This is a genomic window from Azonexus sp. IMCC34842 (genome assembly GCF_050368855.1).
In the GTDB taxonomy this organism is placed as follows: domain Bacteria; phylum Pseudomonadota; class Gammaproteobacteria; order Burkholderiales; family Rhodocyclaceae; genus Azonexus; species Azonexus denitrificans_A.
Window position 1 is genome coordinate 135,337 of record NZ_CP178449.1, and the last position, 20,265, is coordinate 155,601.

At 62.1% G+C, this 20,265-nt stretch carries 23 protein-coding genes; 21 read left to right on the forward strand and 2 right to left on the reverse strand.

All coding sequences use genetic code 11. The annotated features are described in order from the left end of the window. Window positions 1-28: 28 nt before the first annotated feature. From ACLIKD_RS00580 to ACLIKD_RS00595, 4 genes are all read left to right on the forward strand, one after another. A complete protein-coding gene (locus tag ACLIKD_RS00580) occupies window positions 29-1,165 on the forward strand; it encodes a 50S ribosomal protein L11 methyltransferase (protein ID WP_428826737.1) in 1,137 nt (378 codons plus the stop codon). A gap of 80 nt (window positions 1,166-1,245) precedes the next feature. Further along, window positions 1,246-1,614, forward strand: coding sequence for a COG4315 family predicted lipoprotein (locus tag ACLIKD_RS00585; protein ID WP_428826738.1), 369 nt, complete (start codon window positions 1,246-1,248; stop codon window positions 1,612-1,614). 5 nt (window positions 1,615-1,619) lie between these two features. Continuing rightward, window positions 1,620-2,120: an RNA polymerase sigma factor gene (locus ACLIKD_RS00590; protein ID WP_428826739.1), complete on the forward strand. Its 501-nt coding sequence runs from the start codon at window positions 1,620-1,622 to the stop codon at window positions 2,118-2,120. Continuing rightward, a complete protein-coding gene (locus ACLIKD_RS00595) occupies window positions 2,117-2,920 on the forward strand; it encodes an anti-sigma factor family protein (protein ID WP_428826740.1) in 804 nt (267 codons plus the stop codon). Before ACLIKD_RS00590 ends, ACLIKD_RS00595 begins: the two co-directional genes overlap by 4 nt. A gap of 94 nt (window positions 2,921-3,014) precedes the next feature. Here the strand turns inward: ACLIKD_RS00595 and ACLIKD_RS00600 are convergent, their stop codons facing one another. Beyond that, on the reverse strand, window positions 3,015-3,260 hold the full coding sequence (locus ACLIKD_RS00600) for a FaeA/PapI family transcriptional regulator (RefSeq protein WP_226418393.1): 246 nt from the start codon (window positions 3,258-3,260) through the stop codon (window positions 3,015-3,017). 353 nt (window positions 3,261-3,613) lie between these two features. Here ACLIKD_RS00600 and eutS point away from each other — a divergent pair, with 353 nt between their 5' ends. The 17 genes from eutS to ACLIKD_RS00685 all read left to right on the forward strand — a co-directional run bounded on the left by eutS (window position 3,614) and on the right by ACLIKD_RS00685 (window position 18,654). After that, the gene (gene eutS / locus ACLIKD_RS00605; protein WP_428826741.1) at window positions 3,614-4,099 is read left to right on the forward strand and encodes an ethanolamine utilization microcompartment protein EutS; all 486 of its coding nucleotides are present in this window, start codon (window positions 3,614-3,616) and stop codon (window positions 4,097-4,099) included. Further along, window positions 4,078-4,584 carry a EutP/PduV family microcompartment system protein gene (locus ACLIKD_RS00610; RefSeq protein WP_226418394.1) on the forward strand — a complete coding sequence of 169 codons (507 nt, stop codon included), beginning with the start codon at window positions 4,078-4,080 and terminating at the stop codon, window positions 4,582-4,584. The genes eutS and ACLIKD_RS00610 overlap by 22 nt, the downstream gene beginning before the upstream one ends. A gap of 3 nt (window positions 4,585-4,587) precedes the next feature. Then, window positions 4,588-5,331: an ethanolamine utilization acetate kinase EutQ gene (gene eutQ / locus ACLIKD_RS00615; RefSeq protein ID WP_428826742.1), complete on the forward strand. Its 744-nt coding sequence runs from the start codon at window positions 4,588-4,590 to the stop codon at window positions 5,329-5,331. A gap of 12 nt (window positions 5,332-5,343) precedes the next feature. After that, on the forward strand, window positions 5,344-6,177 hold the full coding sequence (gene eutT, locus ACLIKD_RS00620; protein ID WP_428826743.1) for an ethanolamine utilization cob(I)yrinic acid a,c-diamide adenosyltransferase EutT: 834 nt from the start codon (window positions 5,344-5,346) through the stop codon (window positions 6,175-6,177). Further along, entirely contained in the window at window positions 6,177-7,292 is a 1,116-nt protein-coding gene (gene pta, locus ACLIKD_RS00625) for a phosphate acetyltransferase (RefSeq protein ID WP_428826744.1), read from the forward strand. Before eutT ends, pta begins: the two co-directional genes overlap by 1 nt. A 21-nt stretch (window positions 7,293-7,313) precedes the next feature. Next, entirely contained in the window at window positions 7,314-7,604 is a 291-nt protein-coding gene (gene eutM / locus ACLIKD_RS00630) for an ethanolamine utilization microcompartment protein EutM (protein ID WP_226418398.1), read from the forward strand. A gap of 184 nt (window positions 7,605-7,788) precedes the next feature. After that, a complete protein-coding gene (locus ACLIKD_RS00635; protein WP_226418399.1) occupies window positions 7,789-8,073 on the forward strand; it encodes a EutN/CcmL family microcompartment protein in 285 nt (94 codons plus the stop codon). 55 nt (window positions 8,074-8,128) lie between these two features. Continuing rightward, the gene (locus ACLIKD_RS00640; protein WP_428826745.1) at window positions 8,129-9,577 is read left to right on the forward strand and encodes an aldehyde dehydrogenase family protein; all 1,449 of its coding nucleotides are present in this window, start codon (window positions 8,129-8,131) and stop codon (window positions 9,575-9,577) included. A gap of 1 nt (window position 9,578) precedes the next feature. After that, window positions 9,579-10,409, forward strand: a complete 831-nt coding sequence (gene eutJ, locus ACLIKD_RS00645) for an ethanolamine utilization protein EutJ (protein ID WP_428826746.1) — start codon at window positions 9,579-9,581, stop codon at window positions 10,407-10,409. A gap of 70 nt (window positions 10,410-10,479) precedes the next feature. Beyond that, complete coding sequence (gene eutH, locus ACLIKD_RS00650) at window positions 10,480-11,718, forward strand: ethanolamine utilization protein EutH (protein ID WP_428826747.1); 1,239 nt, start codon at window positions 10,480-10,482, stop codon at window positions 11,716-11,718. Window positions 11,719-11,744: 26 nt separating this feature from the next. After that, the gene (locus tag ACLIKD_RS00655; RefSeq protein ID WP_428826748.1) at window positions 11,745-13,172 is read left to right on the forward strand and encodes an ethanolamine ammonia-lyase reactivating factor EutA; all 1,428 of its coding nucleotides are present in this window, start codon (window positions 11,745-11,747) and stop codon (window positions 13,170-13,172) included. Between the two features lie 16 nt (window positions 13,173-13,188). Then, window positions 13,189-14,550: an ethanolamine ammonia-lyase subunit EutB gene (locus ACLIKD_RS00660; RefSeq protein WP_226418404.1), complete on the forward strand. Its 1,362-nt coding sequence runs from the start codon at window positions 13,189-13,191 to the stop codon at window positions 14,548-14,550. Window positions 14,551-14,562: 12 nt separating this feature from the next. After that, window positions 14,563-15,462 carry an ethanolamine ammonia-lyase subunit EutC gene (gene eutC, locus ACLIKD_RS00665; protein WP_428826749.1) on the forward strand — a complete coding sequence of 300 codons (900 nt, stop codon included), beginning with the start codon at window positions 14,563-14,565 and terminating at the stop codon, window positions 15,460-15,462. A gap of 20 nt (window positions 15,463-15,482) precedes the next feature. Continuing rightward, complete coding sequence (gene eutL / locus ACLIKD_RS00670; RefSeq protein WP_226472315.1) at window positions 15,483-16,142, forward strand: ethanolamine utilization microcompartment protein EutL; 660 nt, start codon at window positions 15,483-15,485, stop codon at window positions 16,140-16,142. 6 nt (window positions 16,143-16,148) lie between these two features. Further along, the gene (locus ACLIKD_RS00675; protein ID WP_428826750.1) at window positions 16,149-16,733 is read left to right on the forward strand and encodes a BMC domain-containing protein; all 585 of its coding nucleotides are present in this window, start codon (window positions 16,149-16,151) and stop codon (window positions 16,731-16,733) included. 45 nt (window positions 16,734-16,778) lie between these two features. Continuing rightward, window positions 16,779-18,095, forward strand: a complete 1,317-nt coding sequence (locus tag ACLIKD_RS00680; RefSeq protein WP_428826751.1) for a 4Fe-4S dicluster domain-containing protein — start codon at window positions 16,779-16,781, stop codon at window positions 18,093-18,095. Window positions 18,096-18,105: 10 nt separating this feature from the next. Continuing rightward, window positions 18,106-18,654, forward strand: coding sequence for a BMC domain-containing protein (locus ACLIKD_RS00685; protein ID WP_428826752.1), 549 nt, complete (start codon window positions 18,106-18,108; stop codon window positions 18,652-18,654). Window positions 18,655-18,731: 77 nt separating this feature from the next. Here ACLIKD_RS00685 and ACLIKD_RS00690 read toward each other — a convergent pair whose 3' ends face one another. Beyond that, on the reverse strand, window positions 18,732-20,018 hold the full coding sequence (locus tag ACLIKD_RS00690; protein WP_428826753.1) for a haloacid dehalogenase-like hydrolase: 1,287 nt from the start codon (window positions 20,016-20,018) through the stop codon (window positions 18,732-18,734). Window positions 20,019-20,265 lie beyond the last annotated feature (247 nt).

A 20,265-nucleotide genomic window follows, 5' to 3' on the forward strand; every position in this document is an offset into this window, starting at 1 on the left:
GGCGGGTCGAATCGCCTACAATGCGGCGATGAATTCATCAATCGAATGGCTTGAAGCCGGCGCGCCGCGTACCGCCCGCTGGCGCTCCGAAGCGGCCATCGCGCCGCATGCCAAGGTCGTCGTCGGTGACGACCGGCTCGGCGCCGATGCCGCCTACCGTCTGCTCGCCGATGGCACGGCGATCCTCTGGCGCGGCGACTGGCAGAATGCCCGCCAACTGCTGCAGGCCCTGACTCAGCGGGCCGACCGCCAAGCCCGCACGAAAAGTGGGTCAAAGCCGGCGACGCCGGCCGCCGCCTTCGCCCAACATCGGCGCAGCCAGGGCCGCCGCGCGGCGCTGCTCGGCCTGCTGCTGGTGCCGCTGGCCGCCGATTACAGCGTGCCGCTGCGCCGGGCGCAGGATGTCCGGCAGGCTTGCCTGGAAGCCTATGGTCCGGGCGGCGAAGACTCCGTCGTCGCGCTGCGCGAACTGCTGGCGGTGGTCAGCGCGCACGAATGGCGCAAGAAAGGCATCCCGGTGCCGGCGGTCGAGGGCCGTATCTATCCGCATTTCGGCGTCTTCTCGCCGGTTCGCGGGGAATACGTCGATCTCGTCGCCACGGCGCCGTTACCGGCGGCCTGCCAACTGGCCTTCGATATCGGCACGGGCTCCGGCATCCTGGCCGCGGTGCTTGCCCGGCGCGGCGTCAAGCGCATCCTGGCGACCGATCAGGATCAACGCGCCCTGCAGTGCGCTAGCGAAAATGTGCAGAAACTCGGCTTGAGCGCCGCCGTCGAGGTGATCAAGGCCGATCTCTTCCCGGCCGGGCAGGCGCCGCTGGTTGTCTGCAATCCGCCCTGGGTTCCGGCGCAGCCCAGTTCGCCCATCGAATATGCCGTCTATGACCCGGATTCGCGCATGCTGCGCGGCTTCCTCGGCGGCCTCGCGGCGCATCTGGCACCGGGCGGCGAGGGCTGGCTGATCATCTCCGACCTCGCCGAACACCTCGGCCTGCGCACCCGGGCCGAACTGCTCGGCTGGATCGGCGCCGCCGGTCTCGCTGTGCTCGGCCGTCTCGACACCCGTCCGCAGCATCCCAAGGCCAGCGACCGCAGCGACCCGCTGCATGCCGCCCGGGCCGCGGAAGTGACCTCGCTGTGGCGGCTCGGGCTGGCCAGCGGATAAATAATTGTCGGTGGCAGGAATATTGGCGGACTGATTTTCGTATATCCCGGTGTAGCACCCCAAAACCAACGGAGAAAATCATGAAAACAGACAAACTGACGTTCGCCCTGCTTGTTTCTGCCACGCTGTTTGGCGGTACCGCCTTGGCGGCACCGCCAATGGCCAGCGGCGGTGTGCTCACCGGCAACAATGGCATGACGCTCTATACCTTCGACAAGGATGCCGATGGCAAGAGCATGTGCAACGGTCCGTGCGCCACCAACTGGCCGCCCGCCCTGCTGGGCGATGGCGAGATGGCGAGCGGCGCCTACAGCGTGGTGACCCGCGACGACGGCAAGAAACAGTGGGCACTCAAGGGCAAAGCGCTGTATTACTGGAGCAAGGACCAGAAGCCGGGCGACCAGACCGGCGATGGCTTCAACAATCTCTGGCACGTCGCCAAGCCGTAAGCCCGGTGGAGAGAAGCGCGATCCTGGCCGAATTGCCCCGCCTGCGGCGTTACGCGCGGGCGCTGGTCGGCGATCGCGCGGCCGCCGACGATCTGGTCCAGGACACGCTCGAACGGGCCTGGTCGCGCCTCGCCCAGTGGCGAGCGGGGAGCGATCTGCGCGCCTGGCTGTTCAGCATCATGCACAACCTGCGCGTCGATCAGTTGCGCCGCCCCGGCCTGAGCACCGTCGCGATCGACGACGAGGAATGCCAGGCACCGAGCCGGGCGACGCAAAGCGACCGGCTGGAAGTCGGCGATCTCGAAGCGGCGCTCGGCCAATTGCCGGAAGAGCAGCGTGCCGTACTGCTGCTCGTCGCGCTGGAGGATATGAGTTATGAGGAAATCGCCGGGGCGCTGGCCATTCCGCTTGGTACCGTGATGTCGCGCCTGTCGCGCGGCCGCGAACGGCTGCGCCAGATTCTCGCTGGTCGTTCGTCTTCATCAATTTTGCGAGTTGTCCGATGAGTTCCTTGCCAATCAGCGAAGCCGATCTGCACGCCTATGTCGACGACCGCCTGCCGGCGGCGCGGCGTGGCGAGATCGATACCTATCTGGCGAACGATGCCGAGGCGGCCGAGCGCCTGCAGGCCTACCGCGGGCAACGGGACGCCCTGCGCGAGTTATTCGCTCCGCTGCTCGCCGAGCCTCTGCCCGCAACGCTGCGCCGGCTGGCTGAGCCGCCGGTTGCGGCGGGCGAGGCGCCACCCGGGTCTTGGTTGCCGGGCTGGTCCGTGCAGCGCATCGCTGCCGGTTTCCTGATCGCCCTGTTGGGCGGCGTTGCCGGCTGGTTCGGGCATCTCCAGTATCAGCCGAACGAACGCCTGGCTGCCGCGATTCCGCTGGCCCGCCAGGCCGCCGTCGCCCACGCTGTCTATAGTCCCGATCTCCGGCGGCCGGTTGAAATCGCCGCGGATCAGGAAGAACTGCTCGTCAAGTGGTTGTCGAAGCGTCTGGGCAGCCCGGTACGCCCGCCCAAATTGGCGGGGCTCGGCTACGAACTGATCGGCGGCCGGCTGTTACCGGGCAATGCCGGTCCGGTCGCGCAGTTCATGTATCAGGAAAGTAGCGGCCAGCGCCTGACGCTCTACGTCAGCACCGAAAGACAAGTCAATGGCGATACCGGCTTCCGCTTTGCCAGGGAAGGGCAGGTCAATGTCTTCTACTGGATCGACGGAGAGTTTTCCTATGCCTTGTCGGCCAGCATCGCCAAGGGCGAATTGGCGAAAGTTGCGACGGCGGTTTACGACCAGCTGGAGCCGAAATAATCGGCGCCAAACAAAACGGGATGCTCATTGCGAGCATCCCGTTCGTTATCTGGCTGAGTCAAGCCGGGCAACCGGAAGCGGTTGCCAAGGCAGGCTATTTGGTCGGCTTGCGGCCCGGAGCGGCCGGCGGGAAATAACCGGAAACACGGCACTGAAAGCCTTCGATGGGCTTGCCATCCTTGAAGGTGGTCACGGTGCAACGGGAAATCTCGCCGCGCTCCGAGAGATCGGTCAGCGAGAGACGGACTTGTTTAAGCGAGATCCCAGTTGCGGCGGCAATCTCGGAGTCTAGTAGCTGACCGTGCTTCTTCAGGTGTTCGAGGACCGGGTTGGTGGGCATGTGAAATCCTTTCAAGAAGATGGCTGCAGGTATCGTATGCCTATCCCGCATTGACCAAAAATGGCTACACCGTCGGTGCATGTAGTCAGTAAAGCAACAGCCCCCGGTTTGTTGCCGAGGCTAAGTGTTTGATTCGTTGGTTGTCTGCACCGGATTTCACCGGAGGTCAAAGGATGGTGAGCCGGGATGAAGAGGCTCGTTTGCCTTTGCGTTACAGAAGACCTTGGAACCGCACAGTATACCCCTCAAATGAGGATTTTGCTAACAAAATCAACGGATAATCCGGTTTTTCATGCAGGCGGTCGAGCGTGACCGGTCAACGGCCCGGGCGAGTCGCGACGATAGCTCCGGAGATGCACGCCTACTCTGCATTTGCATCGCTTGTCGGCCAGCATGTCGATTGCGCGTTGGCTGCGCTTGGCATAGTATCGGAGCAGACGGAACGGCGGAATAAGTACATCCAACACGGGGGCGTACCGAAGTTCATGGCAATGGAAAACCGAGTCGAAAAAGAGCGCATCATCCAGGAATTCGTTCCTGGAAAGCAGGTGACTCTTGCCCATCTGATCGCTCACCCGACCGACGAGCTGAGTAAAAAAATCGGTGTTCCGGGCGCCGAAGCCATCGGCATCATGACCCTCACGCCCGGCGAAACCGCGATGATCGCCGGCGACATCGCCACCAAGGCCGCCAACATCCAGATCGGCTTTCTCGATCGTTTCAGTGGCGCGCTGGTCATTTACGGCTCGGTCGGCTCGGTCGAAGAAGCCTTGAACCAGGTTATAGCAACGCTTGAGCGTTCCTTGGGGTATGCGGTATGTCAGACCACAAAGACGTAATCATCGACCGGGCGCACGCCTTCATGCTGATGGGGCCGGTCGGCGCCGGCAAGTCGACCCTGTTCAACGCCCTGTTCGAGCGCGGCAGCGACGTTCAGAAAACGCAGGCGGTCGAATACGAAAGCGATCTCGGCGTTGATACGCCGGGCGAGTTTTTCAGCCACCCCCGCCTTTACCGCGCCTTGATCAATACCGCCGCCGATGTCGGCACCCTGGTCTATGTCCATGCCGCCGACGACTTCGCCTGTCGCATGCCGCCGGGTTTTCTGCAGATCTACCCGGGCAAGCACCTGGTCGTCGCTTTGACCAAGACCGATCTACCCGAGGCTGACCCTGACCGTGTCGAAGCACTGCTCCGCGAACAGGGAATCGCCGGGGACGTTTTTCGGATCTCGAGCCAGCATCCCGAAAGCATTGCACCCCTTGCCCTCCGGCTTCTCGAATTTCAAAGAGAGGCCGAATCCGCCACGGCGTTGGAGGTTTAGCTCATGAAAAAACTGATCACTGCGGAAACCATCCGCCAGCAGCACGCCGCCGGCAAACAGCGGCTTGAGGTCGAACTTCCGGCGACCATCATTACCCCCGAGGCCCGGACGCTGGCGACTCAGTTGCACATCGAACTGGTCGAGAGCGTCGCGCCGCGGAAAGAAAAGACCGGCACTGCCGTTCCCGCTGCATCGGCCATCCCGCAACGCGCCGAGCGTCCGGCTCCGCATCCCGAAGAGCTCGCCGCAATTCGCGCTGCCATCGTCGCCCGCTTGCCGAAAGGCAGCGTTTCCGACGACGTTATCGAGCAATTGATTCGCAAGGCCCTCGACGAGAAATCGGCCGGCGTCGCCGCTGTCGCTTCCGGCCCGGCCGAGGCCAAATCCGAGGGCGCCGGGTACGGCATCAAGCATGTCAAGGGCAGTTCGGTTCAGTTCTCCCGTTTCGACGGCGCCGGGGCCGGCAATACGGTCGGCCTGAGCGACGTGATCACGGCCAGTGACCACAGCCCGATGGCTGCCGGGTACATGGCGTGGAGCAACTGCTTTTTCCCCTGGACGCTGACCTACGACGAAATTGACGTGATCCTCGAGGGCGAGCTGCATATTCGCCATCAGGGAAAGACCGTCATCGGCCTGCCCGGCGACGTCATTTTCATTCCCAAAGGTTCGGCCATCGAATTCGGTACGCCGAGCACCGTGCGTTTCCTCTACGTCACCTATCCGGCGGACTGGCAAAACCAGTAACCGGCGAAAACCATGGGCACTTTCATCACCGAAACCTGGCTGCGCGAACACTTCAGTCTCGCCCCCGGCACCGAGATTCATCTCCCGGCGGAGGGGCAGTTGACGCCGGCGGCACGCACGCTGATCGGCGAGCGGCGCATCGGCGTCAAGTTCATCGACGCCGCCGGGCGGACCTATCTTGAAAGTAGCCCGGCGCCGCGCGACTCGGGTGATCAAGCGGTGGCGCGCCTCAAGGTGCATCCGCTGACCAGCCAGGCCACCCGGGAAGCGGCATCGTGTACGCTGTGCGGCCAGGAAGTCGCGCACAAGTCGGAGGCGATGACCCATCTCGACGCCCGGCAACTGGTCGCCAAAAATCACCCGCGCATGCATTTGCGCGGCAAGCTCGACACCGTCATCGCCCATGCCGTCTGGGTGCAAAGCGAACTGCCGGCAAGCGGCGGCGATGGCAAGGTGGCGCTCTGGCTGGCCGATGTCCGCTCCTGCCTGGGTATGGTGTTGCGTGGCGAAGTGACCGGCGAAACGGTGCCTGCGGTGCAGATGGGCGAACTCGATGCCGAGGCCATTCATCGCCTGTCGCATGACCCTTTGCGTTATTTCGGTCACGACCATATCGTGCCGGATGTCGCCCAGGGCGTAACGGTGGCCCGCCTCAATCTCCTGCGTGCCCTGATTCGCGAAGCCGAACTGGCGGCGGCCAATGTCTACATCGACGCCAATTACCAGGTGACGCGGCCGGACATCCTGGAATCGCTCAACCGCCTGAGCAGTGCAGTCTATGTCCTGATGATGCTCAGCTACGTCGCCACCCTTGGCGAACCTGAGCAGCCTGGGGGGCACTCCTGATGGATCTGATCAGGAACTGTACCGAGTGGTGCCGCCAGCATCCGGCGCGCGTCGTCTTTCCCGATGCGCTCGATCCCCGGGCCATTCTGGCGGCCAGCAGTCTGCAGGCGCAGGGCCTTGCCCAACCCATCCTGCTTGGCAATCCGTTCGGCCTGCGGGCGTTGAGTCAGCACCACGGCTTGCTTTGCGGCGGCGTGCCGATCATCGACCCGGCGTGCGCCCCGCAGCTTGCCCACTATGCCGATCTTTTCGCCGCCCGACTGGCCGAGAACAAACAGCCATCAATGTCCCGTGACGAAATTCGGCAGCACCTTGCCGACCCCTTGTGGTTTGGCGCAATGATGGTGGCGAGCGGCGATGTTGATTACTGCATTGGCGGCAACCTCTCGGCCACCTCGTCGGTGCTTCGCGCCGCATTGCATGTCATCGGTCTGGCTGAAGGCAACAAGACGGTTTCCAGCATCTTTTTCATGCTCGACCCGGAGCGCAAGCGGGTGCTCGGTTTTGCCGACTGCGGCGTGGTCCCTGAACCAAGCCCGGAGCAACTGGCGGATATCACGCTGACGACGGCGGCCAGCTTCCGTGCGGTGACCGGCCTCGAACCTGCCGTGGCGCTGCTCTCCTTCTCCAGTGGCGGCAGCGCCAAGCATCCGGCGGTCGAAAAGGTCCGTGCCGCAGTCAAGCTGGTCCGCCAGCGCAACCCGCAACTGCGCCTCGATGGCGAGTTGCAGTTCGATGCGGCCTGCGTCCCGTCGGTGGCGCTGCAGAAAGTCCCTGACAGCCCGCTGGCCGGGCAAGCCAATGTCTTCATCTTTCCGTCCCTCGAGGCCGGCAACATCGGCTACAAGATCGCCCAGCGCCTTGGCAACTACACCGCCCTCGGACCGATGCTTCAGGGCTTGCGCCGGCCGATGCACGATCTGTCGCGCGGGTGTAGTGTGGCTGACATGATTGAAGCAACTTTGATCGCAAGCAAAATGGCCACGCCCATTGCCCGCGATAATCTGGTAACAGTAAGTACACAGGCAAGTTTGTCGCGCAACGAGAACACACCGCCCTACACGGCTTCACCGTTCGTGAGTGCACCGGTTCCCGCCACGCATTCAATGTTGTAAAACCCTAAGGAGGCAAAGCAAATGGAAGCTCTCGGACTGATCGAAACCAAAGGCTTGGTCGCACTGATTGAGGCATCCGATGCCATGGTCAAGGCAGCGCGCGTCAAACTGGTCGGTTACCAACAAATCGGCGGCGGTCTGGTGACCGCGATGGTGCGTGGCGACGTCGCCGCCTGTAAGGCGGCAACCGATGCCGGTGCCGCAGCCGCCCAGCGCATTGGCGAACTGGTCTCGGTGCACGTGATTCCACGTCCGCATGGCGATCTGGAAGAAATTTTCCCGATCAAGATGCGCGGCACTCTCGAAGACTGATCGGGGGCGGGGCATCCTGCCCCACCCCGACCGGAACTCCCGTCATACCCCGCGGCCTTCGTCGGCCCGCGCGGGACAGAGGAGCAGAGGGTATTGCATGCGGATGACCGTCCATCAGTCATCGCATTTCCCAATGGGCTGTCAGTCGTCAGCTCAAGGGTTGCTTTTTTGAGTTGAGGCAAGCATGGAACTCGCAGTTGTCGTCGGACAAGTCGTGTCAACCGTCAAATGTTCGGGCTTTTCAGGGGATCGTCTGTTGCTGATCGATTTCATCGATGCCGATGGCAAGCCGCAGGGCTCGACACACGTCGCAGCGGATGGAATCGGCGCCGGCACGGGCGAATGGGTTCTCGTCGTGCAGGGGAGCTCCGCCCGCAAAACGCTGAGCGACGATGTCCCGGTCGACATGAGCGTCGTCGGGATTGTCGATGAGGTTGTCCTCGGGGACCGCGTCACGTACCACAAGTAAGTACGCGGAAAGTTTGGTTGTTGGACGGGGTTTCCCCTGAAAGCAGGAGATCAACGTGGATCTGGATGCCAACGAAGTCGAACGGATCGTTCGCGCAGTTTTGCAGTCGGTCGGTCAAAACCCGGGGCTGCTCGCCGGGGAAAAACCGACGGGCAGTGCCGGGAAGCTGGCGCCCGGTGTGTTTGTCGAGCTTGACGACGCAGTTGCCGCGGCGGACAAGGCTTACCGGGCGTTACGCTCGCTCGCCACCCGCAACAAGGTGGTCGCCGCCATTCGTGCGGTCGGTGAACAGTACGCCCGTGAGCTGGCCGAACTGGCCGTCAGTGAAACCGGCATGGGGCGAGTCGACGACAAGATACTCAAAAACATTGCCCAGGCGCGCCAGACGCCGGGCCCTGAAACTCTGCATCCGGCGGTCATCACCGGCGATCGCGGCCTGACGCTGACGGAAAACGCCGCCTGGGGCGTGATCGCATCGGTGACGCCATCGACCAATCCGGCCTGCACCATCATCAATAACAGCATCAGCATGGTCGCGGCCGGCAGCGCCGTGGTCTTTGCGCCGCACCCGGCAGCCAAACGGACTTCGCAGCGGATCATCGCCCTGATCAACGAAGCGGTCGTCGCGGCCGGCGGACCGGAGGGCGTGGTGACCACGGTCGCCGAACCGACGATCGAAGTCGCCCAGCGGCTGTTCCGCTATCCCGGAGTCAATCTGCTGGTCGTCACCGGCGGCGAGGCGGTGGTCCATGAGGCCCGACGTCATACAGACAAACGGCTGATCGCCGCCGGCGCCGGCAATCCGCCGGTCGTCGTCGACGAAACGGCCAACATTGTCCAGGCCGCGCGCGATATCGTCTGGGGTGCCAGCTTCGACAACAACATCATCTGCGTCGACGAGAAGGAGATCATCGTCGTCGCTGAGGTGGCCGATGCGCTGAAACACGAGATGGCGAAGCACAAGGCCGTCGAACTGACGGCCGCCCAGGGCCGGCAACTGCAGGATGTTCTGCTGACCGGCATGGAACCGGCGACGCCCGGCCATTGCGGTAAAGGCATCGTCAATCGCAAATGGGTCGGCCGAGATGCGGCACTGATCGCTCGCCAGATCGGCCTCGATGTGCCGGCCGACACCCGCCTGCTGTTCGTCGAAACCCCGGCCGATCACCCCTTTGCGACGACCGAACTGATGATGCCGGTGATCCCGCTGATTCGGGCCGGCCATGCCAACGAGGCGATCGATCTGGCGGTGCAGCTGGAAGGCGGCTATCACCATACGGCGGCCATGCATTCCAAAAATCTCGACAACCTCGACCGCATGGCCAACGAAATCAATACCAGCATATTCGTCAAGAACGGCCCCTGCCTGGCCGGCCTCGGTTTTGGCGGGGAGGGCTGGACGACGATGACCATTTCGACGCCGACCGGTGAAGGCGTTACCTCGGCTACCAGTTTCGTTCGCCTGCGTCGCTGCGTGCTGGTCGACCACTTCCGGATTGTCTGAGATGCCGCGCCGCGATTTCCAACAATGGCTGGCCCCCCGCCTCGATCAGGCGGCTGCGCTGATCAATGACACTAATCCGATTCGCATCGCCGGACCGTTGCACCTCGGGATCGATCTGGGGACCAGCGATATCGTCTCGATGGTTCTCGATGCCGACGACAATCCCGTCGCCGTCTGTCTCGACTGGGCCGATGTGGTGCGCGACGGCATTGTCTGGGACTACTTCGGCGCCGTGACGATCGTCCGCAACCAGCTCGAACGTCTGCAGGCGCGTCTCGGCCAGTCGCTGGAGAGCGCCAACACCTCATTCCCGCCGGGCACCAATCCGCGCATCTCGGTGAATGTCATCGAAGCGGCCGGCCTGCGGGTCGCCCAGGTCATCGACGAGCCTTCGGCCGTTGCCAGCCTGCTCGGTATCGAGCGCGCCGCCGTCGTCGATATCGGTGGCGGCACCACCGGCATCGCCGTCGTGCGCGACGGTCAGATCGTCTATTCCGGTGATGAGCCGACCGGCGGCCATCACGTCTCGCTGACCCTGGCCGGCAACCGGCGGATACCACTGGAAGAGGCCGAGATTCTCAAACGCCATGACGGGGATGGCGTCTGGCCGGTCGTCCAGCCGGTTTTCGAAAAAATGTGCGATATCGTCCGCCAGCATCTGGCCGGCCATCAGGTCGACGAACTCTATTTGTCCGGTGGCTCATGTGCCTTGCCCGGCGTCCGCGAACTGTTCGCCAGCGAATTTCCCGGGTTGACGGTCCATCTGCCCAGCCAGCCATTGTTCCTCACTCCGCTGTCGATTGCAGCCTGCCGGGAGACTGGCGGTCATTGACGACTTCTGAATCGCCTGCCGGCAAAACAATGAAACAACATCTTCTCCTGCCAATTTTTGGAATCTAGCCATGGAAACAATCAACCAGGTAATCATGATGGTGATGATGGGCTTCATGGCCATCGCCGCGCTGGACCGCATCCTCAACCAATTCGGCGGGGCCGAGGCGGTCCTCGGCAAGATCGGACTCGGCGCCGTTGGTCGGAGCTTCGCCGGGGCCGGCGCCCAGTTTGAAGAAGGCTTCATGGCCATGGGCGCCCTTGGCCTGGCCATGGTTGGTGTCATTGCCCTGGCTCCCGTTCTCGCCCAACTGCTCGGCCCGGTGGTCATCCCGATTTACAAGGCGGTCGGGGCCAGTCCGGCGATGTTCGCCACCACACTGCTGGCTAACGACATGGGCGGCTTCTTCCTGGCCAAGGAGCTGGCGACGGTGAATGGCGTCGTCGATAACGCTGCCTGGCTTTATGCCGGCTTGATCCTCGGCGCCATGATGGGGCCGACCATCGTCTTCTCGATCCCGGTCGCCATCGGCATCATCGATGAAAAAGACCGCCGCTTCCTGGCGCTCGGCGTGCTCGCCGGCATCGTCACCATTCCGCTCGGCTGCATCGCCGGGGGCCTGGTGGCAATGAACTCCGGGGTCACGGTCAATGGCGAACCGGTCGTTTTCAATCTGGCAATGATCCTGATGAATCTGATCCCGGTATTGTTCTTCTCGGTGCTGGTCGCTGTCGGCTTGTGGCTGATTCCCGAAAAAATGATCAATGGCTTCCAGATCTTCGCCAAGATCCTGGTCAGCCTGATTACCGCCGGACTCGCCCTGGCGGTCGCCAAGGCGACGATCGGGCTGGAAATTCTGCCCGGCATGGATCCGATCTTCATGATCGCCGGCGACAAGCCCGGCGAAGTGATGCGCGCCGTCGAGGTTATTGGCTATATCGCCTGCGTCCTGCTCGGTGCCTACCCGATGGTTTTCCTGCTGACGCGCTGGTTCGAGAAGCCGCTGATGCGCATCGGCCTGCTCCTCAAGATCAATAACCACGCGGCGGCCGGCATGGTCGCCACGCTGGCCAACAACATCCCGATGTTCGGCATGATGAGCAAGATGGATGACCGCGGCAAGGTACTCAACGTCGCGTTCTGCGTCAGTGCCGCCTTCACTTTTGGCGACCATCTCGGCTTCACCGCCGCCAACATGCCCGGCATGATTTTCGCGGTCATCGTCGGCAAGCTGGTCGGCGGTTTCACCGCCCTGGCGGTAGCCATGCTGATTGCGCCGAAGGCCACGGCGATACAGAGCGACGCCTGAGACGGCAACGGAAAAAGCAGACCGCGATGAGCTCCCGGCAGATCAACAGCGTAGGCATCGACGTCGGCACGACGACGACGCAGGTGATCTTTTCGGCGCTCGAACTGATCAATCGGGCGCCGGCCTCGCAGGTGCCGCACTACGAGTTTTCCCGGCGGGAAATCACCTATGTCAGTCCGGTGATCTTCACGCCGGTCGATCATGACGGCCATATCCGCCTGCCCGAACTGGCCGCCTTCGTCGATCAGCAGTACCTGGCGGCCGGCCTGACGCGCCAGCAGGTCGAAAGCGGTGCCATCATCGTCACCGGCGAAACCCTGAAAGCCCGCAACGCGCGGGCGACGGTGATGCAACTGGCCGAATCGCTGGGCGATTTCGTCGTCGCCACGGCCGGGCCGCACCTTGAATCAATCATTGCCGGACACGGCTCGGGGGCCGGCGAATACTCGAGCGCCAATTCGGCGCGGGTGCTCAATATCGATATCGGTGGCGGCACCTCGAACTATGTCGTGTTCGACTGCGGCCGCGTCGACGATACGGCTTGCCTGAATGTCGGCGGTCATCTGGTCGAAACCGATACGGCAGGGCGGGTCGATTTCGTCCATGCGCCCGGACAGAAAATCATCGATGCCTTGTTCGGCTCTGCCGACCAATCCTCGCTGGACCGCGCTCGCCTGGAGGCCGTTGCCGAGTGCATGGCGGTCCTGATCGTCGAGGTTATCGACGGTCAGCCATCGCCGCTGGCCCGTGATCTGCTGATGACCGACAGCCTGCGTCCCGGTCATGCGCTCGATGCGATTTTTCTCTCCGGCGGCGTCGGCGAGTGTTACTACCATCCGGTTGCCCCGGATGCCGTGTTTTCCTTCGGCGATCTCGGGCCGCTGCTGGCCGCCGCGCTGCATCGCCACAGCCGTTTCGCCAAGATGCCGGTACGCGAGCCGAAACAGACCCTGCGCGCCACGGTGATCGGGGCCGGCGCCTATTCACTGTCGCTGTCCGGCAGCACGATCTGGCTCAATTACGCCAATCTGCCGATCCGCAATGTGCCGGTCGTCCATCCCCCGCTGGTCATCGCCGATTTTTCTTCGGGCCGCTTGTGCGAGGCCTGGGAAACCTCGGCCCGGCGCATGGACATCGATCTTGGCGCCGATCGCTATGCCCTGGCTATTCCCCCCGAACTGGCCGTCTCCTATCGCGTCGTCCTCGACTGCAGCGCGGCATTGCGCCAGTTTATTTCGCGCCATCCGAACCCGGAAAATCCGCTCATCGTCATCGCTCGCCAGGATATGGGCAAGGTGCTCGGCATGGAGTTGCAACCCGATATCCAAGGCCGCGAACTGGCCGTCATCGACGAGGTGGAAACCCGCGAGGGCGATTATGTCGATATCGGGAAAAGTTACTTTGGCGGCGACATTGTGCCGCTGACTGTCAAATCACTGGCATTTCCTTCATGAAAAGGAAGACGACAAGATGAAACTGACCACTCAACTATTTGGCAAGACCTACCAGTTCAAGGACGTCAAGGATGTGCTGGCCAAGGCTGGCGACTTGCGTTCCGGCGACATTCTGGCGGGGATTGCCGCACAGACCGCGCAAGAGCGCGTGGCTGCCAAGCACGTGCTCAGTGAATTGTCGCTGGCCGATTTGCGCAACAATCCGGCGATTCCCTACGAGGACGATGCGGTCACCCGCGTGATCCAGGATGCGGTGCATGAGACGTCGTTTGCCGCCATTCGCAACTGGACGGTCAGCGAACTGCGTGAATACATCCTGAGCGACACGACGACACTGGAAAACGTCGAATACCTGCGCAAGGGCATCACCTCGGAAATGGTCGCGGCAGTCGCCAAGCTCTGTTCCAACGCCGATCTGATCTACGGCGCGAAGAAAATGCCGGTGGTCAAGAAGGCCAACACCACCATCGGCCGCCCCGGCAGCTTCAGTTGCCGGCTGCAGCCGAACGACACCCGCGACGATGTGAAAAGCATCCTGGCCCAGATCTACGAAGGCTTGTCCTACGGTGCCGGCGATGCGGTGATCGGCGTCAACCCGGTCACCGACAACGTCGAGAACGTCAAGCGCCTGCTCAACCAGATTTACGAGGTGATCGAAAAGTTCGCCATCCCGACTCAGGGCTGCGTTCTCGCCCACGTTTCGACGCAGATGGAAGCCATTCGCCAGGGCGCACCGAGCGGCCTGATCTTCCAGAGCATCTGTGGCAGCGAGAAGGGGCTGAACGAATTCGGGGTCAGCATCGCCCTGCTCGATGAGGCCTATGAGGTGGCGCGCAACCACAACAAGGTGGCGGGGCCCAATGTGATGTACTTCGAAACCGGCCAGGGCTCGGCGCTGTCGGCGAATGCGCACTACGGGGCCGACCAGCTGACGATGGAGGCCCGCAACTACGGATTGGCCAGGCGCTATGACCCGTTCATCGTCAATACCGTGGTCGGTTTCATCGGCCCGGAATACCTCTACAACGACCGCCAGATCTTGCGGGCCGGCCTTGAGGACCACTTCATGGGCAAGTTCACCGGCATTTCGATGGGCGTCGACTGCTGCTATACCAACCACGCCGAAGCCAACCAGAACTCCAACGAAAACCTGATGATCCTGCTCGCCACGGCGGGTTGCAACTACATCATGGGCATGCCGATGGGTGACGACATCATGCTCAACTACCAGACCACGGCCTATCACGACACGGCAACCATCCGCCAACTGCTCGGCCTGCGTCCGGCCCCCGAGTTCGAGGCCTGGCTGGAACGCATGGGCCTGATGGAAAACGGCACCCTGACCCCGAAGGCGGGTGACGCCTCGGTATTCTTCTGAGAGGTAAGCAGAATGGACCAGAAACAGATCGAAGATATCGTCCAGGCCGTCATGAGCAAGCTCCAGGCGGATGCCGGGGGCGCCGGCAACAGTGCGGTTTGCGCCGTGAACCAGCCGGCCGCAGCGGCGGCCCGGCGGGATGAAGGTTCGTTGCCCGATCTCGGCAGTGACGAAATTAAAAACTGGATCGGGGTGCAGAACCCGCATCGCAAGGAAGTCCTGGAAGACCTGCGGCGCAGTACCGGCGCCCGGGTGGCCGGCGGCCGTTGCGGCCCGCGGCCGCGGACGACCGCCTTGCTGCGCTTCCTGGCCGACCATTCCCGCTCGAAGGATACGGTGCTCAAAGAAATCCCCAGCGAATGGGTAGCCAAGACCGGATTTTTCGAAGTGCATACCGAAATCTCCGACAAGGACGAATACCTGACCCGCCCGGACAAGGGGCGGCGGCTCAGCAAGGAGGCGATCGACACGGTGCTCGCCAAGTGCAAGAAAAACCCGCAGGTTCAGGTCGTCGTCTCGGACGGTTTGTCGACCGATGCGATTACCGCCAACTTCGACGAAATCCTGCCGCCGCTGCTCAAGGGGCTGCAGAACGCCGGACTTGAAGTGGGGACGCCGTTCTTCGTCCGCTACGGCCGGGTCAAGCTGGAGGACCAGATCGGCGAACTGCTCGGCGCCAAGGTCGTCATCCTGCTGATCGGCGAACGACCGGGCCTCGGGCAGTCCGAGAGCATGTCCTGCTACATGGTGTATAGCCCGACCCTGGCCAAAACGGTGGAGTCCGATCGCACCTGTATTTCCAACATCCATCGCTCCGGCACGCCACCGGTCGAAGCCGCCGCAGTCATTGTCGACCTGGCCAAGCAGATGTTGCAGAAGCAAACCAGCGGCATCAATCTGAACCGCGCCTGATTCCGCCCAAGGAGAACGTCATGGCTGTAATGGACATCATCAAACCCTCGGTCCGCGCGGTGCGTCTGATTGCTTCGCTGCACGCCGATTTCAAGAAACAACTCAAGCTTGGCGACCACATCAACTGTCTGGGGCTGCTGACTGCGGACTCCGACGATGTCACCTACATCGCTGCCGATGAAGCGACCAAGCAGGCCAGGGTAGAGGTGGTCTATGGCCGTTCGCTCTACGCCGGTGCCGCCCACAGTTCATCGCCGACGGCCGGCGAGGTGCTGATCATGTTCGGAGGCCCGACGCCCGGCGAAGTACGTTCCGGGCTCGACTCGGCGATCGCCACCATCGAGTCCGGCCCGGCTTTCCGCTGCGCCAACGAGGATGGCTCGATCGCCTTCCTTTCGCATCTGATTTCGCGCACCGGGAGTTACCTGTCGGGCGTTGCCGGGATCAAGGCCGGGTTGCCGATGGCGTACCTGATTGCGCCGCCGCTCGAGGCAACCTACGGCATCGATGCGGCGCTGAAAGCCGCCGATGTCGAGATGGTGATGTATGTCCCGCCACCGTCAGAGACCAACTACTCCGGCGCCTTCATGACCGGCAGCCAGGCCGCCTGCAAGGCTGCCTGCGATGCCTTTGCGCAGGCCGTACTGGAAGTGGCGGCCGACCCGATCCGGGTCAGCTGAGCTGCGATGAACTGGAACTCCATCGGGCTGATCGAAGTGCATGGCTGGGTGCCGGCCATCGCCGCCGGCGATGCGATGGTCAAGGCAGCCGATGTCCGGCTGCTGCGCCAGCATTCGATCTCACCGGGCTTCGTCACGGTCATCGTCGAAGGCGATCTCGGCTCTTGCCGGGCGGCCGTCGATGCCGGGGTTGCCGCCGCCGCGCGACTCGGCACCGTGCTGGCGCAACTGGTCATCGGGCGTCCCGATCCGGATACCTGGGATTTGTCCGGCCCGCTGCTTGCCGCGGCCGACCAGAGCCGGCGCGGATTCAATGGTCGGCGCAGCAAAGCGGCTGCCCAGGTTAGCAAAATCATTGACCAGCCTGTGTCAGAAGGCGCATCCGAAGAAATACCAACACCGGCCGGCTGGCCGAACGACAGCGAAGCGGGGGCGCTTCTGGCGTATATTGGATCGAGCAATCGAGGGCGCACCGCTCAGGAAGTGGCCCGTCACTTCAAGCAGCCGGTAAGCGAAACCCGCGCCCTGCTCGAGCAATGGGCGGTGGTTGGCCGGCTCGGTCGCACCGGGGCGCGTTACCTCCTTGGCTGAGCACGAACCGATGAGCTGGATGCGACGTAGAGGAAAGGGCAGCAGATGAGCGACATTCTCCAGAAAATACGCCAGGCCGGCATCGTCGGTGCCGGTGGCGCCGGCTTTCCGACCCATGTCAAGCTGGCGGCCAAGGCGGAGATCCTGATCGTCAACGGCGCGGAATGCGAGCCGCTGTTACGCGTCGACCAGCAGTTGATGGCCAACTATCCCGAGGAACTGATCCGCGGCGTGCGCTATGCCATGCAGGCAACCGGCGCCAGGGAAGGCATCATCGCGCTGAAAGCCAAATACAAAAAGGCGATCGCCGTGCTCGAACCGCTGCTGCCGGCGGAAATGCGCATCCACATCCTGAAGGATGTGTACCCGGCCGGCGATGAAGTGATCACCATCTGGATGGCGACCGGCCGCCGCGTGCCGCCCGGCAAGCTACCACTGGATGTCGGGGTGATCGTCAGCAACGTCCAGACGCTGATCAACGTGACCCACGCCGTCGAGACCGAGCGTCCGGTGACCCACCGGGCGCTGACAGTGACCGGCGCGGTGCACAATCCGGTGACGGTCAGCGTGCCGATCGGTACCTCCTACGCCGAAGCCTTGAGCATGTCGGGCGGGCCGGCCCGCAGCGGTACGGCCGTTGTCGAAGGCGGACCGATGATGGGGCATCTGGTGCACGACATGGAAACGCCGGTGACCAAGACGACCGGCGCGCTGATCGTACTGCCGGAGGACAATATCGTCGTTCTTCGGCATCGCAAGAATATGGATGTGGTGCTGCGTATTGCCAAGACGACCTGCGAACAATGCTGCCTGTGTACTGAGTTGTGTCCGCGCCACCTGATCGGTCACGAACTGCCACCGCATCTGATCGTCCGGTCGCTGAACTACAACCATGTCGGTTCGCCATCGACACTGCTGAGTGCCTTGACCTGCTCGGAATGCGCCATCTGCGAAGCCTGGGCGTGCCCGGTCGACATCTCGCCGATGCGCATCAACATTGCCCTGAAAGTCCAGATGCGCGAACAGGGGCTGCATTACGAAGGCGAGTTGCACCCGCTCGACCCGATGGCCGAATACCGCCTGGTGCCTTCGTTGCGCCTGATCGAGCGCCTGGGGATCGGGAGTTACAACGTGCCGGCGCCGTTTGTCGAGGCGGCGGCGACCCCGGCACAGGTCAGGATTCCGCTGAAACAGCATATCGGCGCGCCGAGCCTGGCGCTGGTCAGCCAGGGCGACCAAGTCAGTTGCGGGCAGCCGATCGGTGAAATACCCGAAGGGGCCATGGGCGCTCGCATCCATGCCAGCATCGATGGCCGTGTGACACAAGTGACGGACGAGTTCGTCACGATCAGCCGTTCATAAGGAGACAAGCGTGTTACATGCAATCGGATTGGTGGAGTACTCAAGCATTGCCAAAGGCATCGAGGCGAGCGACGTGATGGCGAAGACAGCCGAGGTAACGATCCTCGTCTCGAAGGCGATCTGCCCGGGCAAATACATCGTGCTGGTCGGCGGTGACATCGCCTCGGTCAAGCAATCGGTACAGGCCGCCATCGCGCTCGACGGGCCGAATGTCGTCGATCATTTCCTGATTCCGAATATCCATCCCTCGGTGATGCCGGCGATTGGCGGCGGCAACTCGATCGGCAAGGTCCTGGCGCTCGGCATCATCGAAACCTTCTCGGTCGCCTCGACCATCGAAGCGGCCGACGCGGCGGTCAAGGCCGCCAAGGTCGAGCCGGTGCGCATGCATCTGGCTTTCGGCATCGGCGGCAAGAGCTATGTCGTCTTCACCGGTGATGTTGCCGACGTCGAGGCCGGCGTTCGGATCGGTAGCGAAGTGGCCGGCGACAAGGGCATGCTGGTCCAGCGCGTCGTCATTCCCCGTCCGCACAAGCAGGTCATCGAACATCTTCTGTAATAAAAAACCCGCCGCTCCGTTTCCGGAGGCGGCGGGTTTTTTTGCCCACCTGCTGCCCGCAGGCAGCAGGTTTCCCGTTACTTGAGGATCTGGCCTTGCGTGGCGCCAAACTTGATGTGAGCTTGCGACTTCACGAATTCACCCGTGTTGTCGTTGCGCCCCTGCAGCAGAATCTTCGCGTCAGGCGTGCGGTAGGAGTCCACCGCCTGTTTTGACAGCGTGGCGATATCCTTGCCCTTCAGACGATTGACGATCAGCACCAGCTTCGTGTCGGCAAAGTCCTGCATCATGTTCATGTCGCCTTCGCTGTCGCCGGCCACAAAACTCGGACCATAACCATATTTCGAAACCAGGAAGCGTTCGATCGCCTTGGTTTTGCCTTTCTGTTGTGTTTGCACATAACCACGCCGGAATTCGGTCTGGATGATGCCGTTCGCGTCCCGCTCGAGTTCCATGCCGATTACCCGATCAGCCGGATTGTTGTAGCCATAATTCGGGTTCGACGAAATTTCCTTGATCACATCGACAAAGGATGCCGTGCAGACCCAGATATCGATACCCGCTTCACGGAAGGCGGCGAACACGTCCTGCATTTCCGGCATCAGGCGCAGACCGTTCTTCCAGCTGACCGAAACAACGCCGGCTTTGCCTGGCAGCGAAGCCGGGCTGGTCCATTTAACCTTCTCGATCGGCTGCGTCTTTTGCCATTCGAGCGTCTCGTTGACCATCTGGCGAACCTGCTGCTCGTTCATCCCGGTGAACAGATAGAGCACCCACGGATAGGCAATCGAAACATCGAAGGTGTCGCCAATCGCCTCATACATGTAGCGGACCTTGGTCGTGAAATTCGCGTAATGCGGATTCTTTTTGACGTCAGCCAGCGACAGTTGGCCCTTCATGCCTTTGTAGTTGTTGTAGATCCAGCGGTAGCTATCGACCGCATCAGGAACAACCAGATCGATATTGACCGGCTGGCCGGCCGCGTTGTTGTAATCCTTGGCGAAATTGGTTTTCGGTACCTCCATCCGCAACGCCTTGTCCATCTGCTCCGGCGTCATGGCAAAGCGGAGATTCTCCAACTGATAAATGAAGGTTGCTTCCTCGACATCGAGGAAAACCATCGTGTTATCCCAGTCGAAAACGGCGTAAGGCGGCTTCGCCGGATTGTATGAGGGACTGTTCTTGCCGTAGGTGTTGAGAAACTTTTCGATTTTCGCCCGGTTGAAGTTATCCCAGTTGCGATCGGCGAGCTTTATCGCCGACTGGCTTTGGGATACCCCGGATACCGGCTCCGTAGAGCAGGCGCCGAGCATCGTGGCCGAAAAGACTGCAGCAAGTAACAGTGCAGTGGATCTGTGTTTCATCGCGTATCTCCTTTTTCGTTATCGCTAAAAAGAAACTACTACCAGCAATGTCTTGCGAGACATTATGTGCGTCAGATCGACAAATAAAAGATCTGACGGTAGATCACGCATTTTTCAACATAAAACAATCGCGAGTCGGTGGTAACCGTGTGCTGCAGAGGCTTTCCCCCCACGACCCGCGAACAGGACGCCTATCAATTATGCTCCTAGTCGGCCGGCAGGGGGAGTGTATCGAGACGAGAAAACA

Coding starts and splice junctions, on each gene's coding strand:
- eutL (WP_226472315.1), top strand. CDS start 15,483: ATGGCTGTAATGGACATCATCAAACCCTCGGTCCGCGCGGTGCGTCTG.
- ACLIKD_RS00660 (WP_226418404.1), top strand. CDS start 13,189: ATGAAACTGACCACTCAACTATTTGGCAAGACCTACCAGTTCAAGGAC.
- ACLIKD_RS00680 (WP_428826751.1), top strand. CDS start 16,779: ATGAGCGACATTCTCCAGAAAATACGCCAGGCCGGCATCGTCGGTGCC.
- ACLIKD_RS00635 (WP_226418399.1), top strand. CDS start 7,789: ATGGAACTCGCAGTTGTCGTCGGACAAGTCGTGTCAACCGTCAAATGT.
- eutC (WP_428826749.1), top strand. CDS start 14,563: ATGGACCAGAAACAGATCGAAGATATCGTCCAGGCCGTCATGAGCAAG.
- ACLIKD_RS00585 (WP_428826738.1), top strand. CDS start 1,246: ATGAAAACAGACAAACTGACGTTCGCCCTGCTTGTTTCTGCCACGCTG.
- eutT (WP_428826743.1), top strand. CDS start 5,344: ATGGGCACTTTCATCACCGAAACCTGGCTGCGCGAACACTTCAGTCTC.
- ACLIKD_RS00580 (WP_428826737.1), top strand. CDS start 29: ATGAATTCATCAATCGAATGGCTTGAAGCCGGCGCGCCGCGTACCGCC.
- eutS (WP_428826741.1), top strand. CDS start 3,614: ATGCACGCCTACTCTGCATTTGCATCGCTTGTCGGCCAGCATGTCGAT.
- ACLIKD_RS00600 (WP_226418393.1), bottom strand. CDS start 3,260: ATGCCCACCAACCCGGTCCTCGAACACCTGAAGAAGCACGGTCAGCTA.
- pta (WP_428826744.1), top strand. CDS start 6,177: ATGGATCTGATCAGGAACTGTACCGAGTGGTGCCGCCAGCATCCGGCG.
- eutM (WP_226418398.1), top strand. CDS start 7,314: ATGGAAGCTCTCGGACTGATCGAAACCAAAGGCTTGGTCGCACTGATT.
- ACLIKD_RS00655 (WP_428826748.1), top strand. CDS start 11,745: ATGAGCTCCCGGCAGATCAACAGCGTAGGCATCGACGTCGGCACGACG.
- ACLIKD_RS00595 (WP_428826740.1), top strand. CDS start 2,117: ATGAGTTCCTTGCCAATCAGCGAAGCCGATCTGCACGCCTATGTCGAC.
- eutJ (WP_428826746.1), top strand. CDS start 9,579: ATGCCGCGCCGCGATTTCCAACAATGGCTGGCCCCCCGCCTCGATCAG.
- ACLIKD_RS00675 (WP_428826750.1), top strand. CDS start 16,149: ATGAACTGGAACTCCATCGGGCTGATCGAAGTGCATGGCTGGGTGCCG.
- ACLIKD_RS00610 (WP_226418394.1), top strand. CDS start 4,078: ATGTCAGACCACAAAGACGTAATCATCGACCGGGCGCACGCCTTCATG.
- eutH (WP_428826747.1), top strand. CDS start 10,480: ATGGAAACAATCAACCAGGTAATCATGATGGTGATGATGGGCTTCATG.
- eutQ (WP_428826742.1), top strand. CDS start 4,588: ATGAAAAAACTGATCACTGCGGAAACCATCCGCCAGCAGCACGCCGCC.
- ACLIKD_RS00690 (WP_428826753.1), bottom strand. CDS start 20,018: ATGAAACACAGATCCACTGCACTGTTACTTGCTGCAGTCTTTTCGGCC.